This is a genomic window from Sulfurospirillum arcachonense DSM 9755, from assembly GCF_000597725.1.
Lineage (GTDB): Bacteria > Campylobacterota > Campylobacteria > Campylobacterales > Sulfurospirillaceae > Sulfurospirillum_A > Sulfurospirillum_A arcachonense.
This window is the reverse complement of record NZ_JFBL01000013.1, coordinates 20105-35223: the sequence shown is the minus strand read 5'-3', so window position 1 is coordinate 35223 and position 15119 is coordinate 20105. Positions and strand designations below refer to the sequence as shown.

At 31.5% G+C, this 15119-nt stretch carries 15 protein-coding genes; 11 read left to right on the top strand and 4 right to left on the bottom strand.

Annotation, left to right across the window (positions count from 1 at the left end):
* Positions 1–87: 87 nt before the first annotated feature.
* The 4 genes from K354_RS0110455 to K354_RS0110440 all read left to right on the top strand — a co-directional run bounded on the left by K354_RS0110455 (position 88) and on the right by K354_RS0110440 (position 4384).
* Positions 88–1428: a GntP family permease gene (locus K354_RS0110455; protein ID WP_024955447.1), complete on the top strand. Its 1341-nt coding sequence runs from the start codon at positions 88–90 to the stop codon at positions 1426–1428.
* Complete coding sequence (locus K354_RS0110450) at positions 1429–2553, top strand: glycerate kinase family protein (protein WP_024955446.1); 1125 nt, start codon at positions 1429–1431, stop codon at positions 2551–2553.
* Between the two features lie 55 nt (positions 2554–2608).
* Positions 2609–3430 carry a mechanosensitive ion channel family protein gene (locus tag K354_RS0110445; protein WP_024955445.1) on the top strand — a complete coding sequence of 274 codons (822 nt, stop codon included), beginning with the start codon at positions 2609–2611 and terminating at the stop codon, positions 3428–3430.
* A 219-nt stretch (positions 3431–3649) separates the two neighbouring features.
* The gene (locus K354_RS0110440) at positions 3650–4384 is read left to right on the top strand and encodes a hypothetical protein (RefSeq protein ID WP_024955444.1); all 735 of its coding nucleotides are present in this window, start codon (positions 3650–3652) and stop codon (positions 4382–4384) included.
* Between the two features lie 398 nt (positions 4385–4782).
* Here the strand turns inward: K354_RS0110440 and K354_RS0110435 are convergent, their stop codons facing one another.
* On the bottom strand, positions 4783–4980 hold the full coding sequence (locus K354_RS0110435; RefSeq protein ID WP_024955443.1) for a hypothetical protein: 198 nt from the start codon (positions 4978–4980) through the stop codon (positions 4783–4785).
* A gap of 373 nt (positions 4981–5353) precedes the next feature.
* On the opposite strand from K354_RS0110435, the gene K354_RS0110430 reads away from it, so the two are divergent.
* Positions 5354–5761, top strand: coding sequence for a DUF2237 family protein (locus tag K354_RS0110430; RefSeq protein ID WP_217994604.1), 408 nt, complete (start codon positions 5354–5356; stop codon positions 5759–5761).
* Positions 5762–5805: 44 nt separating this feature from the next.
* On the opposite strand, the gene K354_RS0110425 is transcribed toward K354_RS0110430, so the two are convergent.
* Both K354_RS0110425 and K354_RS0110420 read right to left on the bottom strand, forming a co-directional pair.
* Positions 5806–6225, bottom strand: a complete 420-nt coding sequence (locus K354_RS0110425; protein ID WP_024955441.1) for a YqaA family protein — start codon at positions 6223–6225, stop codon at positions 5806–5808.
* Positions 6226–7542, bottom strand: coding sequence for an MFS transporter (locus tag K354_RS0110420; protein WP_024955440.1), 1317 nt, complete (start codon positions 7540–7542; stop codon positions 6226–6228).
* 162 nt (positions 7543–7704) lie between these two features.
* On the opposite strand from K354_RS0110420, the gene K354_RS0110415 reads away from it, so the two are divergent.
* From K354_RS0110415 to K354_RS0110395, 5 genes are all read left to right on the top strand, one after another.
* Complete coding sequence (locus tag K354_RS0110415) at positions 7705–8904, top strand: hypothetical protein (RefSeq protein ID WP_024955439.1); 1200 nt, start codon at positions 7705–7707, stop codon at positions 8902–8904.
* 78 nt (positions 8905–8982) lie between these two features.
* A complete protein-coding gene (gene rdgB, locus K354_RS0110410) occupies positions 8983–9576 on the top strand; it encodes an RdgB/HAM1 family non-canonical purine NTP pyrophosphatase (protein WP_024955438.1) in 594 nt (197 codons plus the stop codon).
* An 11-nt stretch (positions 9577–9587) separates the two neighbouring features.
* On the top strand, positions 9588–10802 hold the full coding sequence (locus tag K354_RS0110405; RefSeq protein ID WP_024955437.1) for a saccharopine dehydrogenase family protein: 1215 nt from the start codon (positions 9588–9590) through the stop codon (positions 10800–10802).
* A 69-nt stretch (positions 10803–10871) separates the two neighbouring features.
* Entirely contained in the window at positions 10872–11210 is a 339-nt protein-coding gene (locus K354_RS0110400) for a hypothetical protein (protein ID WP_024955436.1), read from the top strand.
* The gene (locus tag K354_RS0110395) at positions 11210–12031 is read left to right on the top strand and encodes an SDR family NAD(P)-dependent oxidoreductase (RefSeq protein WP_024955435.1); all 822 of its coding nucleotides are present in this window, start codon (positions 11210–11212) and stop codon (positions 12029–12031) included. Before K354_RS0110400 ends, K354_RS0110395 begins: the two co-directional genes overlap by 1 nt.
* Here the strand turns inward: K354_RS0110395 and K354_RS14225 are convergent.
* Complete coding sequence (locus tag K354_RS14225; protein ID WP_425426685.1) at positions 12028–13206, bottom strand: methyl-accepting chemotaxis protein; 1179 nt, start codon at positions 13204–13206, stop codon at positions 12028–12030. The two genes, K354_RS0110395 and K354_RS14225, sit on opposite strands and share 4 nt — an antisense overlap.
* Before the next feature lie 616 nt (positions 13207–13822).
* On the opposite strand from K354_RS14225, the gene nhaA reads away from it, so the two are divergent.
* On the top strand, positions 13823–15112 hold the full coding sequence (nhaA, locus tag K354_RS0110385; protein ID WP_037940655.1) for a Na+/H+ antiporter NhaA: 1290 nt from the start codon (positions 13823–13825) through the stop codon (positions 15110–15112).
* Positions 15113–15119: the final 7 nt, after the last annotated feature.

Sequence of the window (15119 nt, the reverse complement as noted above, 5' to 3'; positions counted from 1 at the left end):
AATGCTTTACCTTACCTTTTGATTGTGTTATACTTTTTTTGCAAAAGTTATAATTAATTTAAAAAATTTTCTTTTAAAGGATACTTTATGTTGGTACTGATTTTATTGGTAGCTATTGGATTTATTGTTATTGCTACAAGTAAATGGAAATTACATCCATTTCTTGCTTTACTTATTGCAGCTTATGGTATTGCAATTAGTGTGGGCATGGGGCAAGCAGATATTGCAAAAACAATCACCAAAGGTTTTGGTGGAATCTTAGCGTATATCGGGATTGTGATTGTTTTAGGAACCATTATTGGTGTTATACTTGAAAAAAGTGGAGCAGCTATAAAAATGGCAAATGTTGTTTTAAAAATAGTAGGTAAAAAACGCCCTGTTTTAGCAATGTCTGTGATTGGTTATATAGTTTCTATCCCTGTTTTTTGCGATAGTGGTTTTGTAATCTTAAATGCATTAAAACGTTCTATGGTAAAGCAGTTACAAGTTTCTGGTGTAGCTATGAGTGTTGCTCTTGCAACGGGTCTTTTTGCTACTCATACACTAGTTCCTCCAACGCCTGGACCAATTGCCGCAGCTGGTAACTTAATGGTAGATAATCTTGGACTTGTGATTATCTTTGGTTTAGTTATTTCTATAATAACTATGTTAGCTGGTTATTTTTGGGCTATGAGAGCTGGTAAAATCTATAAAAGTGGTGAAGATACACTTGTTGATTTGGAACAAGATGAAGAAGTGAAAGAAAAATATGGAGAATTACCAAGCACATTTAAATCTTTTGCTCCTATTTTTATTCCTATTTTACTTATGGCATTAGCTAGTATTGTGAAATTGGCTTTTCCAGAAATGAAAGAGAGCAGTTTATATGGTTTATTTATATTTTTAGGAACGCCAACTAATGCTCTTTTTGTAGGGGTACTTTTTGCTGCAAGACTTATGCCAAAGTTTGATGAAGAGAGACTTTCTGGCTGGGTTGGACAAGGTATAAAAAATGCAGGTGAGATTTTGATTATTACAGGTGCTGGTGGAGCGTTGGGTGCTGTACTCAAAGCGAGTGGTATTGGGGCTTATCTTGGTGATGTGCTACAAACTCTAAGCATGGGTATTCTTGTGCCATTTATCATAGCAGCTGCTTTAAAATCTGCACAAGGCTCATCCACAACAGCTTTAGTTGTTACTTCAACGATTATCTTTCCTCTTCTTGCTAGTTTAGGATTAGATAGTGAAATTGGAAAAGTATTGACAGTTATGGCTATAGGTGCGGGTGCGATGACAGTAAGTCATGCAAACGATAGTTTCTTTTGGGTTGTATCAAGATTTTCTAAAATGGACGTTGCAACAGCTTATAAAGCGTATACAATGGCAACTTTAGTACAAGGTTTAGTGACTATTGGTATAGTTGTAGTTTTAGCAGGAATTTTACTCTAAATGAGAGTTGTAATAGCAATTGATTCGTTTAAAGGGAGCGCTAGTTCAAGTGAACTAGCACTTCACGTTACAAAAGGTATAAAAAAAGTATATGAGAAAAGTGAAATAGTAGTTTGTCCTGTAGCTGATGGGGGAGAAGGTACTGTGGAGGCTCTTAGTTCAAGTCTTGGAGCAAAGCTTATAACTCTTACATGTAAAGATCCTTTGGGAGAAGATGTAGAAGCAACATATACTATTTTACAAGACAATACTGCTGTTATAGAGATGGCGAGTGCGAGTGGACTGCCTCTTGTGATTGAAGAAAAAAGAGATCCTAGTATAACAAGTACATTTGGTACGGGAGAGCTTATTGTTGATGCTATAAAAAGAGGAGCAAGAGAGTTTATTGTAGGTATTGGCGGAAGTGCTACAAATGACGCAGGTCTGGGAATGTTACGAGCTTTGGGATGGAAGTTTTTAGATGAGTATAAAAAAGAGATAGTTTTTGCAAAAGATTTATCAAAAATCGTTTTCATAGATAAACAAGATGTTTTAAAAGAACTTGAAGAGTGTAGTTTTAAAATCGCTTGTGATGTGAATAATCCTCTTTATGGACCAAATGGTGCGGCATATGTTTATGCTAAGCAAAAAGGTGCAGATGAGAAAATGATAGAGTTTTTAGATAAAGAGCTTAAAGCTTTTGCAAAAATTGTAAATGAAGATTTGGCATATGTAGCAGGAAGTGGTGCTGCTGGAGGTTTAGGATTTGGCTTTTTGGCTTTTTTAAATGCCAAATTACAATCAGGTATAGAGATAGTTTTAGAACAAGTCGAGTTTCAAAGTAAAATCAAAAATGCAGATTTTGTTATAACAGGTGAGGGCAAGATAGATAGACAATCAACCATGGGAAAAGTAATCGATGGTATAGGAAAACTGTGTAAAGAAGAGGGTGTTCCTTGTGTAGCATTAGCTGGAGGATGCAGTGAAGTTACAGATGAAATCCATGAGTGCGGAGTCACTTCAGTCTTTTCTGTTATAGATTCTCCTATGAGTTTAAAAACAGCTATGGATAAACAAAAAGTATTGGGTTTAGTAGAGAAAAAAGTAGAGCAGCTTTTTAGATTGATAAAAGTGAGTAGACGCTAGCTAGCCAATAATAGTATAATAGATTTATTTTACTTGGCAATAAGGAGCTAATCAAATGGAAAAAGTAGAACAAGAGTTAGTAAATGTAACAAAGTTTTATGATGTGATGATAGCATTTTTTGCCAACTATAGTTTACAAATCCTTGGTGCTGTTATTATTTTTGGTATTGGTATCTCTGTCTCAAAATATGTTCACAAAATAGTTTTAAATCTGCTCAAAACAAAGATAGATGAAACGCTTAGTTCGTTTGTGGCTAATTTAATTCGCTTTCTTATTATTGGTATGATGGGGATTTTAGCTCTTGGAAAACTTGGTATTTCTATAGGGCCATTTGTTGCTGCTCTTGGTGCTTTATCTTTAACGGCTGGTTTGGCTTTGCAAGGAAGTGTATCAAACTTTGCTGCAGGTGTTGTTCTTATTGTAACTAAACCTTTTAAGATTGGTGATACTATAACTACACACAACGTATATGGAGAAGTAGAAGAGATAAAACTAGCGTATACAGTTTTAATCAATGAAGATAAAGAACAAATAACCATACCAAACAAATACATGATAGGAGATGTTTTAGTAAACTCTTTTTCTTATCGTATTGTTGAAGGTAGTGTTGGAATCGCATATGACAGTGATGCTAAAAAGTGCATAGAAGTTATAAAAAAAGTAATATCTACATGTAAAGAAGTTTCTAGTGAGCAAGAGCCTATCGTAGGCATAGAAAACTTTGGAGATAGCTCCATAGATATAGGCTACAGATACTGGGCTCCAACAAAAAACTATTTTAAAACTCAATACGATGTAAATTTAAAAATACTAGATGCTTTAAACAATGAAAAAATCACCATCCCATTCCCTCAAAGAGAAGTACGAATGGTATAAAACAGTGAAAGGATTATGTAAAAAGCATAATTCTTCATTATTTAACTACATTTCTATTTCATTTTTCATAAATAAAAAAATATAATTTAAAAGGCGCCTGACGCTATTTTTATGTTCTCGCAAGTTATGAAGGGTGTATTTTAATACGGAATATATTTTGCTTATTATATGTTAATACTAAATTGTTATATTATTATAGCCCTCACATAGGAGAAAAGTATGCATGTAGATAAAACAGGAACAGGTTATACATTGTTTATTCAAAATAATAAATATGCAGATTTGTGTGCAAAAGAGCGTGAGCAAAACGGTTCATTAACCCAAGAAGAGTATAAAGGTTTAGATGATTATTTAAATGAAATTATAGATAGTATTCCAGAGTTAAAAGCATCTAAAGAATCTGGTGAAGGAATAGGTGTATATATTTTACCTGAAGGAACTTCTAAAGAAGTGACAGATGCTGTTGATGCTACAACAAAAAAGATGCTTGATGAAGGAACAGATGAAAATCTTCTTAAAGCTGTTTTAGGAATAGTAAAATATAATTATTCTTATAGTGCTGATGAAACACAAAGTATGGGTATGATCACAGCTAAAAATGCTTCTTTTAAAGTAGAGTGTGATATGGAAGCTTTAAACAATGTATTAGATATGTTTGAAGAAATTTATATGGCAGATGAAAAAGTATCTGCTACTTTTTCAAAATTTAAAGATTATATCAATCAAGCGTACGACAGCTTGGAAATGTATGCAGGTGAAGAAAATCCAGTAGAATCAACAGTTAAAAATGAAATGAAGAACGATTTAGTTGATACGCTTACAGCCGAACTAGATAAAGGTGAAGATAAAGACGTAGATGAACTAAAAACAGTTCAAGATTTAATGTATGAAAAATTTAGAAAATCTATTGCGTCAAGCAAAATAACTGGTAAAGTATTTCAACAGTTTGGATAAAATCTGGTGATAGTATCGAGGTTAAATTGCGATATCTTTATCAAAAATAGTTCATATAGATAAATAAAATTCTAAAACATATAACAAAACCTAATAAGATGTGTTTTTATATTGAATACATATAAAGCCTAAAAATTTAAAATTATTTTTTTATAGAGATAGATTTTGCGATTATGCTAAAGAAGATAGTGTAGAGCATGTGTGCTCTTCGTTGGATTTAAGTCTTACAAGCACCAAAAATAGTTTTAGAAGTAACTCATGAGATGATATTAGATTACGTAAGTTTAGATGTACTTAAGCAATTTGTTGTAGAAAATCATGATCAAAAAAAGGGTTAGTTTATACTCTAAATTTGCAATAAATTAATGAAGCTTTATAAAGCACAAAGTAGTTAAAACTTACTGTGTGACTTTTTCTGCTTCAAAATTTTTTTTGCATTCTTGAAGAGCATTAATTAGTACTTCTTCTGCTTCATGTTGCGTATTAAATTCATATTTTGGTTCTACTATAGTCTTTTCATTCTCATCATATATAATATAACCCCATTTTTTTATATCTTTTGAAATTAAGACAGTTTCTCCAAATAACTTTCCCATTTGTACTCCTTATATTTAAAAGTATCAATATAACTGTACACTATCGTAACATATTAGGTAAATATAATGATAAATTGAAGCAATATTATCTATAATATAACAAGAAAAATCTTTTTAGGTTTCAAAAAGTGCCATAGTCCTATAATCTAGAAAACTTATATAAGTAAAATAAAAAAGAATGGTAGAAAAATCTTGGAATAGAATGTTAAATAATCTAAATATGTTTTACAACATTTTTATATGAAGTTAAAAAAGTTAGATTGGAACTATTATAAAATCAAACAATAACCTCGCCTAAAAATTTAAAATTATTTTTTAATAGATAAAAAGAATTAAGATAAAAAGCAATAAACTAAAGCAAAAAGGGATTATGATGGAAGAGAAAAATGTTTTAGGAACCGTACTAAGACCTTGTTGCCATAGACCAAAAACAGGCTTTTATAGAGATGGGTTTTGTAGCTATGTTAAAGAAGATAGTGGAGAGCATACGGTGTGTATTATAGCGAGTGAAGAGTTTTTAAAATATTCTAAAGAGCAAGGGAATGATTTGAGTACTCCTAAACATCAATTTGGATTTGAGGGTGTACAACCTGGACAGCCATGGTGTTTGTGTGCACTTCGTTGGATTGAAGCTTTTCGTGCTGGAGCAGCACCAAAAATAGTTTTAGAATCAACTCATGAAATGCTACTTGACTATGTAAGTATAGATATTTTAAAACAATTTGCTACAAAAAGTCATGATGCAAAAAAAGGGTTGATATATACTTTAAGTTCACAATGAATTCTTAAAAAATAGTTAGGCGTTTAATGCCATATTAAATGAGTTTAAGTAACAACCTCATACATGTAAAGCAAAAAAGCATAACGCAGTAGTTTTGAGAGAAGTACTAAAACGAAGAATTTCCAAAAAGCATAACGCAATATACCAGCTACAAAAGTTATAGGATCTCCTATGATTGGAACCCATGCAAGTAAAAGAGCAAAAGCTCCATACTTTTCAAAATACTTTTCTGCTTTTTTTATGTTTTTATCAGAGATATATTTTTTATTCACTGCCCAAGTGTTGAAGTATTTCCCTAAAAAATAGTTTATAACAGAGCCAAGAGTATTTCCAGTCGTTGCAAAGCTAAGCAGTAAGAAGGTATTGAGCCCTTGTGATTTATAATAAAGCAAAAGGGCTTCACTTCCACCAGGAAGAAGCGTAGCAGCCCCTAGTGAAGTGAAAAAAAGTGTAAGATAAACCATCTATTTTATAAGAGGAAGTATGGATTCTTCTTGAATATTTTTTGAGTTATATTTTATGATGAGTACTTTTTCATTTTCATTTTTGTACCACTCTATAACTCCATTGGTATTATTTAAAACTTGAAGTTTTTCCTCTATAAATTCGTTAAATGGGATATATATATTTTTTGTAAAAACGGGATTTTCTAAAGAGATAATAAGAAATACCCAAAGTATACATGTAATAATAACAACAAGAGCAATAGACTCAATGCCATACCACTTAAGATAGTGTCCACCCCATAAAGCTCCAGTAAATGTACCAAAATGCCCAAAAGAGTTAAAAACACCTAAAGCAGCACCCTTTTGATGTACTTTTGCGTATTTACTCGCTAGTGATTGAAGGAGTGGTTCGTGCACATTAAAACCTATAAAAAAGACAACCACACCTGTTATAAATACAGCAGCAGAGTGAGTATAACCCATGATAGAAAAAGCTAGACCAAAAAAGATAATTCCTATGATAAGTACTTCTTTTGGTTTTTTCTTTTTTTCTCCCATGACAGCCGAGAAACCCATAGCAAAGATACCAAAAACCATAGCAGGCATATAGACTTGCCAAAGTTCAGTTTTTAAGTAACCAAACTCTCTTACCATCATAATAGGGATTGTTAAAAATGCTAAAGTCATCATGCCTTTTTGAAGCATATTTGTTATGTTCATTTTTATAAGGTTTTTATCTTTTAAAATTTTTATAATATCTTTTGTATTATTCTCATAATCATGAGTTATTTTTGGAGGATTTGGCACTTTTATATAGAGTACAAAGATAGCTAAAAAAGCACAGGCTGCTGTTATGAAAAAGAGTTTATCGATACCCCAATAGCCACTAATTAGTGGTCCTAAAACCATAGATAAAGCAAATGTCAAAGCAATACTTCCACCCATGATAGCCATAGCTTTTGCGCGTATCTCTTCTTTTATCATATCACTTATCATAGCAACTGCTACAGCTCCTATAGCACCTGCTCCTTGAAGAAGTCTTCCTAAAATAAGCATATATATATCAGTAGAAAATGCACAAATCAGAGAACCAATGATAAAGATAACAAGACCAATAGTAATAGTAATCTTACGTCCGATTTTATCTGAGAGCATTCCAAATGGAACTTGGAGTAGCATTTGAGTTAAGGCATAACCACCTATTGCAATTCCTATCAAGAGTTCATTTGCCCCTTTAAGGCTTAAAGCATAAACAGATAAAACAGGTAGAACGATAAAAAGTCCAAAAAAGCGAAGAGAAATAATGAGATTTAATGGCATGATTGTTTTTAGCATGGAACAAATTCCTAAAAAATTTTAATTAGGAGAGATTTTACCCTAATTAAACTTTAAAAAGTATTTAAATTTTTTAATGATAATTATTACTAGTTACTATCATTCAATGATATGTTTGTAACTTTAAAAACATTGTGCTATCATATTTTAAAGGAATTTTTTATGAACGGAACTATAATCTTTTATAATTTGGACAATGGTTCAGGATTGATACTTTCTGAAGATAAAAAAAAGTATAAATTTGATATTCAAATGTGGGATGATTTTGATTATATGCCTGCTATTGGATTGAAAGTTTCTTTTAAAATCAATGATGAAACGGTAACAAATATAAACAAATATCAAGATGACATCATTGTTCTTGAAGAGCCTAAACAGAGTTCAGCACCAACTTCGGTTGAAGATGCAGCCCGTATGATTTTACAAACAGGTATTTTTGCTTTATCTGATGAAGATACTTTAGATAAGTTAGATGTTGATTCGTACTCTGCAAAGAGCGTTCCTAATGGCTTTATTGAAGCTACTATGAATAAGTTTTTTGCTTCTTTGCATGAAACCGTAGATAAATACAAAGATTACCAACTCCAATCTGATGAAGAAGAACTAGACTATTTTAAGATGAAAAGATTTTTATTTACAGCGTATAATAATTTACTTGAAATTGATATTTCTTTAGCCGATGGAAGTTTAACGCAGACATATAGAAATATACAAGATATCAATAGTATTCATGATATATATAAAAAAAGTTTCATATATCCAAAAATTGCATTTTCTACTATTTTTTTAAAACACACAAGATATAAAGAAGCAAAAAGACGTTTAGAAAAAAATATTTCTGAGATGGCAAGTATAAAATCAAACTTGTCTGTAATGGAAAGTGATATTAAGTATAAACTTGAAAAATTAGGACAGCTAGATAAAGATGATGAAAGGTTTATGCCTTTAACAAAGAGTATAAGGCATATAAAAAGAATCTATGTAGATGCTATTGATAGAGTAGGAACTTTACGAGAAGAAAATGAAGCTTTGGTTCCTATTACAGATGAGTATTTTGAATTGTTTTTTGAAGAGTTTACAAAAAAATTTGAATCATCGTATGAAAAAAATATCAAAAGTTTAATAGGTATTTTGGATTCTATGGCATTTTTATTTGATAGGTTAATGTGGGAAAAAGCAAGTTCGTCAAATATTATTACAAAGCATTTTAAAGATGCTGGAATAGACTATCCGTATAGTAGTTTGACATTTTTACGTTATTATCTCAAAACTCTTAACAAATCAAAACTCACAAAAGAAAATAAAGAGTTATTTGATTTGTTAGAGTATTTAGAAAAAAGAAGTAAACGGGATAAAAAATAACTTTACAATAAGCATCTGAGTATTTAATGTTTTAAACAAAAAATCGCTAAAATATTTCTTTACATGTAAGGAATAGATTTGAAGATTATTTTGGCATCAGGAAACAAGGGAAAAGTTAAAGAGTTTAAATCTTGGATGGATGGTTTTGAGGTATTGGCTTTTAGTGAAGTTATGGAACCTTTTGAGATAATAGAAGATGGGAATAGTTTCAAAGAAAACGCACTCATAAAAGCAAGAGCAGTCTATGAAAAACTAGAAGACAAATCAGCAATAGTAATTTCAGATGATAGTGGGATTAGCGTAAATGCACTCAATCATGAGCCTGGAATTTATAGTGCAAGATATGCTGGGGTTGACGCAACTGCAACGCAAAATTTAGATAAATTAATACAAACGTTAAAAGAAAAAGGGCTTAAAAAGACACCTGCTTATTACACAGCAGCTATTGCTATTGTGTGTGAAGCTGGAGAATTTTGTGTGCATGGCTGGATGCATGGCGATGCTATAGATGAAAAAAGAGGAAATAATGGGTTTGGATATGACCCTATGTTTATTCCTGATGGATTTGATTTGAGTTTAGGTGAATTAGACGAGAGTGTAAAAAAAGAGTTAAGTCATCGCTCACGTGCCTTAGAATTGGCACAAATATTAATAAAAACATTAACAAAATAGAGGTTAAAGATATGGGAAAAGTACTTATAGTTGGTGCAGGTGGAGTAAGTAGAGTAGTAACTAATAAGTGTGCTATGAATAAAGAAGTGTTTAGTGAAATTGTATTAGCAAGCAGAACAAAATCTAAGTGTGATTTGATTGCAAGTGAGATAAAAAAGTCATTACATGTAGATATAAAAACAGCGCAAGTTGATGCTGATAATGTACCAGAACTTGTAAAACTTATAGAAAAGGTAAAACCAGATTTAGTTTTAAACATTGCTCTTCCTTATCAAGACTTGACTATCATGGATGCTTGTGTGCAAACAAAAGTTCCTTACCTAGATACTGCAAACTATGAACATCCTGATACTGCAAAATTTGAGTATAAAGAGCAGTGGGCAAAAAATGAAGACTTTAAAAAAGCAGGTATTATGGCTCTTTTAGGAAGTGGTTTTGATCCGGGTGTTACTAATGTTTTTTGTGCCTATGCAGATCAATACCTTTTTGATGAAATCAATTACATAGATATACTTGATTGTAATGCAGGGGATCATGGTTATCCTTTTGCTACGAACTTTAACCCAGAAATAAACCTAAGAGAAGTAAGCTCAAACGGTCGTTATTGGCAAGAAGGCTTGTGGTATGAGACACAGCCAATGGAGTATATGATGAAGTGGGATTATCCTGAGATTGGTGTGAAAGATAGTTATTTGTTGTACCATGAAGAGATGGAAAGTCTTGTTCAAAATATCAAAGGACTAAAACGCATAAGATTTTTTATGACTTTTGGACAGAGTTATCTAACGCATATGAAGTGTTTAGAAAATGTAGGGATGCTAAGAATCGATGAGGTAGAAGTCAATGGGGTAAAAGTAGTACCAATGGAGCTTCTAGCAAAACTTTTACCGGACCCAGCAAGTCTAGGACCAAGAACAGTAGGTCAGACTAATATAGGTTGTGTAATAACCGGCATAAAAGATGGTAAAGCAAAAAAAGTATATATTTACAATACATGTGATCATCAAGAGTGTTATAAAGAAACAGGTGCACAAGCAGTGAGCTATACAACAGGAGTTCCAGCTATGATTGGAGCTAAGATGATACTAGAGAAAAAATGGAGTGGCAAAGGAGTTTTTAATATGGAGAACTTTGATGCAAAACCATTTATGGATGAACTCAATGTTCAAGGTCTTCCTTGGAAGATTATTGAAATGAATCCAGATGAGACTTATGAGGTGAAGTAATTTTCTTTTTGAAAATTATTTTTCAAAAAAAGGAGTTTTAAAACTTTTTTTTAATAAGGAGATATCTATATGAAAAATGAACTTTTAGTCGTTTGGACAACTAACAATAAAAATACCATCATGAATATGATCTGTTTATACACACATAATGCAAAATTAAAAGGTTGGTTTGATGAAGTCACTCTTTTAGTTTGGGGAGCTTCTCAACAAGTTCTTAGTGAAGATAAAGAGATAAGAGATAAGGTTCAAGAGATGGTCAATGATGGCATAAAAGTTGTCGCATGCAAAAAATGTGCAGAAAATATGTACATAGAATCTCATTTACAATCTTGTGGTGTAGATGTTTTTTATACTGGAGAGCTTTTGAGTGACTGGGCAAAATCTGGTAAACCTATGATAACAGTGTAATGTACAATATTTTAATAACAGGTTGTTCAACAGGAATAGGGTACTTTTGTGCTCATGCCTTAAAAAAAGATGGATACAATGTTTTTGCAACTTGCCGAGATGAAAAAGATGTAGAAAAACTTCAAAATGAAGGTTTAAAGGCATATAAGTTAGATTTAGTTGACACAAAAAGTATGGAACAAGCACTTGATTGGATGAGTAAAGAGTGTGATGGCAAAATAGATATACTTTTTAACAATGGAGCTTATGGACAACCTGGAGCTGTAGAAGATTTAAGAAAAGAAGTTTTAAAAGAACAGTTTGAAACCAATGTGTTTGGAACGCAAGAGTTAACCAATATGGTTTTACCCTATATGCGAAAAAATAGTTTTGGAAGAGTTGTTTATAATAGTTCTATTTTAGGATTTGCTGCTATGAGTTATCGTGGAGCTTATAATGCTAGTAAATATGCGATTGAAGGACTGTGTGATACTATGCGACTTGAGCTTAGAGGAAGTGGCATTGATGTTGTACTTATTGAGCCGGGTCCTATTAGAAGTGATTTTAGAAAAAATGCTCTTATAAAGTTTAAAGAAAATATAGATGTACAAAAGAGTGCACATAAAGAGATATATGAAAAAACACTTTCTAGATTGCAAGGAGAGGGAGATGCTCCTTTTACTTTAGGAAGCGAAGCTGTATATGAGGTTTTAATAAAAGCGATTGAGAGTGAAAAACCACAAGCGAGATATTATGTGACTTTTCCTACAAAACTTTTTGGAGTCTTGAAAAGGATTTTACCAAATAGAGCACTTGATAAAATCCTTAGTATGATAGATTAAATTTTAAACTTAGAAAGCGTTGTATTTAGTTTTTCAGTAAGATTGTTTAGGTGTTCACTTGCACCAGAAACCTCTTCAACACTTCGTGTATTTTCTGTTGATAATTGATTTATTTGTTCGATTTCACTTACAATTTCTTCTACTTGGTTACTTGTATGTATATAATCTTTAACATTTAAATCATTTAATTCTGATGATTTATTCATAACTTCAACTGTTGATAAAATAGTATTTTCAACATCTTGTGAAATTGTTGTTAGTTGTTGTATCTCTTGGGAGTTAGAATTCATTTGTTCACTTGAATCTGTAATAGCTTGGACAATAACATTGATAGTTGCGTTTATTTCAACAAGAGATTTTTGAGTACGTTCTGCTAGTTTTCTCACTTCATCCGCAACAACTGCAAATCCACGACCATGTTCTCCTGCACGAGCAGCTTCAATGGCAGCATTGAGTGCAAGAAGATTTGTTTGATCTGCAATGTCAGAAATAACAGTTAATACATCTTTTACTTGTTCAGCATCACTACTAAGTTGTTGAATTTTATTTGCTAATTCAACCTCTATGGATGCACTATATTGAACTTTATTTGATAGATTTTGTATTTTGTCTAATGATGATTGGAGTTCAGTATTTGCTTTATTTGCTTCTTCTTGAGATTTTTTTGCCCCATCTACTGATTTTGTTATGGTGTCATTGATTTTTTTAGACATTTTTGTTGTTGTATTTACTATGTTTGTTGAGTTTTCGACTCTTTTCCCTACTTCTAATGTTGTTGTGGAAAGTTGCTGAGATATAGCAAAGTTTTCATTAGAATTATCTAGAATATCTTTTATCATATAAGTTATAGAATTTTTTAATTCATTTAAATTGGAGGCAATTTGAGCTATCTCATTTTTACCTTTTATTGAGAGTGATTGAGTAAAATCTAGATGAGATAGTTTATCAATATAGTTGTGAATTTTTGCAACATTTTTTAAGATACTACCGATACTAAGTATAGAGATTAAAACTATAAGAATAATAATTATGCTAGAAATTATATTTTTTTTACTCAAAGCATCTATGTTTAGAAGTATTTCTTCTCCTGCATGAGCATTTTCAGTTCTATGTTCAACTATCCATTTTTCTAATTGTTTAGATAATTTTTCAGCATAGGGGTCAAGTACGAGCATTTTTTGATTTCCTGCAATATGGCCATTATTAATATATGTATGAGCCATATCTACACCTACTTTATAATAATCAGCCAAACTTAATTTATAATTTTTTAATGTATTTACCATTTCGTCTTCTTGGTATTTTATATGCTCTTTTATAAGATGGTCTAAAACTTTGTTGGCATTTTTATAGTATTTTTCTGCCTCACTAAAACCGTCATCAAATCCTTCAACTCCTCTAGTAGCAGATATGTCTGTAAGCCATTGTTGTATTTGAATAACATTGATTTTTAAGTTTGTAAAGGATTCTATATGAGGACTAATCTCTTTCTCCTTTTCATTTATCATATTTTCTATTTGTGATATATTTGAATACATCAAATATGAATTTGTAACTAACGTAAATGAAACAATAACAATTGTTATCCATAACAGATTGTTTATTTTTATATTTTTAAGCATTTTCTCTCCCATTTTTGCAAGGTATTAAATAAATTTAATACTATTTATGGTACATAATATAATATTGTAATATAAAATTGTGCTTAAAAAATATACATTTACAAAGAAATTATATAATTTTGTGTATTATTGTATATAATTATAAAAAATAAATGAAGAGGAGAAAATAGTGACAAAATATATTGATACATTTCAAGATTTTATATCAAAAGAAGCACTGAGTGGATTTTTACTTTTTGGTGCAACTCTTTTAGCCGTTATAGTTGCAAACTCTTCTCTTTCGCAAATGTATTATGATCTTTGGCATATGCCTTTAGGAATACATTTAGGAGATACTGTCGTCTCTATGAACTTAACATATTGGATAAACGATGGTTTAATGGCCCTATTTTTTCTTATGGTTGGTCTTGAGATAAAAAGAGAACTTCTTTTAGGAGAACTTTCTTCTGTTAAAAAAGCATCTTTCCCAGTCGTAGCTGCTGTTGGTGGGATGATAGTTCCTGCTCTTGTATATGTTGGATTTAATCAAGACAATCCTATTGGTTTTGGTATACCAATGGCAACTGATATAGCTTTTGCATTGGGTATACTTCTTCTTTTAGGCAATAAAGTTAGTCCTCAGTTAAAGCTTTTTTTAGTAGCTCTTGCAGTTGTTGATGATTTGGGTGCAGTTGTAGTTGTTGCTACTGTTTATACAAATGAAATCCATAGTGCATATTTTTTACATGCAGGAATCATATATGCTCTTCTTTGGCTTCTTAATTTCAAAGGAATTAAATCTCTTGTTCCTTATCTTATTTTAGGCATTTTTCTGTGGGTGTATATTCATGCTATTGGAGTTCATGCTACTATTGCTGGGGTACTTCTTGCTTTTGCTATACCAATAAGCTCAAAAATTCGTGAGAGAGATTTTATAAAAAATTCTAGAAAAGCAATAGATGAATTTGAAAAAAATATAGATGAAATACCATTGCTAAATCATCATCAAATAGATGCTCTTGAAAATGTAGCATATGGATATGATAAAGTACAAAATCCTTTGGTAAAGCTAGAACATCTTCTTCATGGGTTTAGTGCTTTTTTTATTATGCCTCTCTTTGCTTTTGCGAATGCAGGTGTTTTAATAGATTTTAGTGCTGCTAGTCAACATGCTATGGTAGTTTTTGGAGTTATATCAGGTTTACTTATTGGTAAGCCAATAGGGATTATATTTTTTACATATGTAGCTTCAAAATTACAACTTATAAGTAAACCAGATAATTTATCTTGGGCAGAAGTTGTTGCGGTAGGGTTTTTAGGAGGAATTGGTTTTACAATGTCTATTTTTATAACAAGTCTTGCATTTAGTGATGAGAGTTTGATAGCTGCCGTTAAACTTGGTATTTTTGCAGCTTCATTTTTAGCAGCAGTCTTTGGAGTACTCCTTATTAACAGTGCTGCTAAAGCGAAAAGAGTATAGAAGTCGT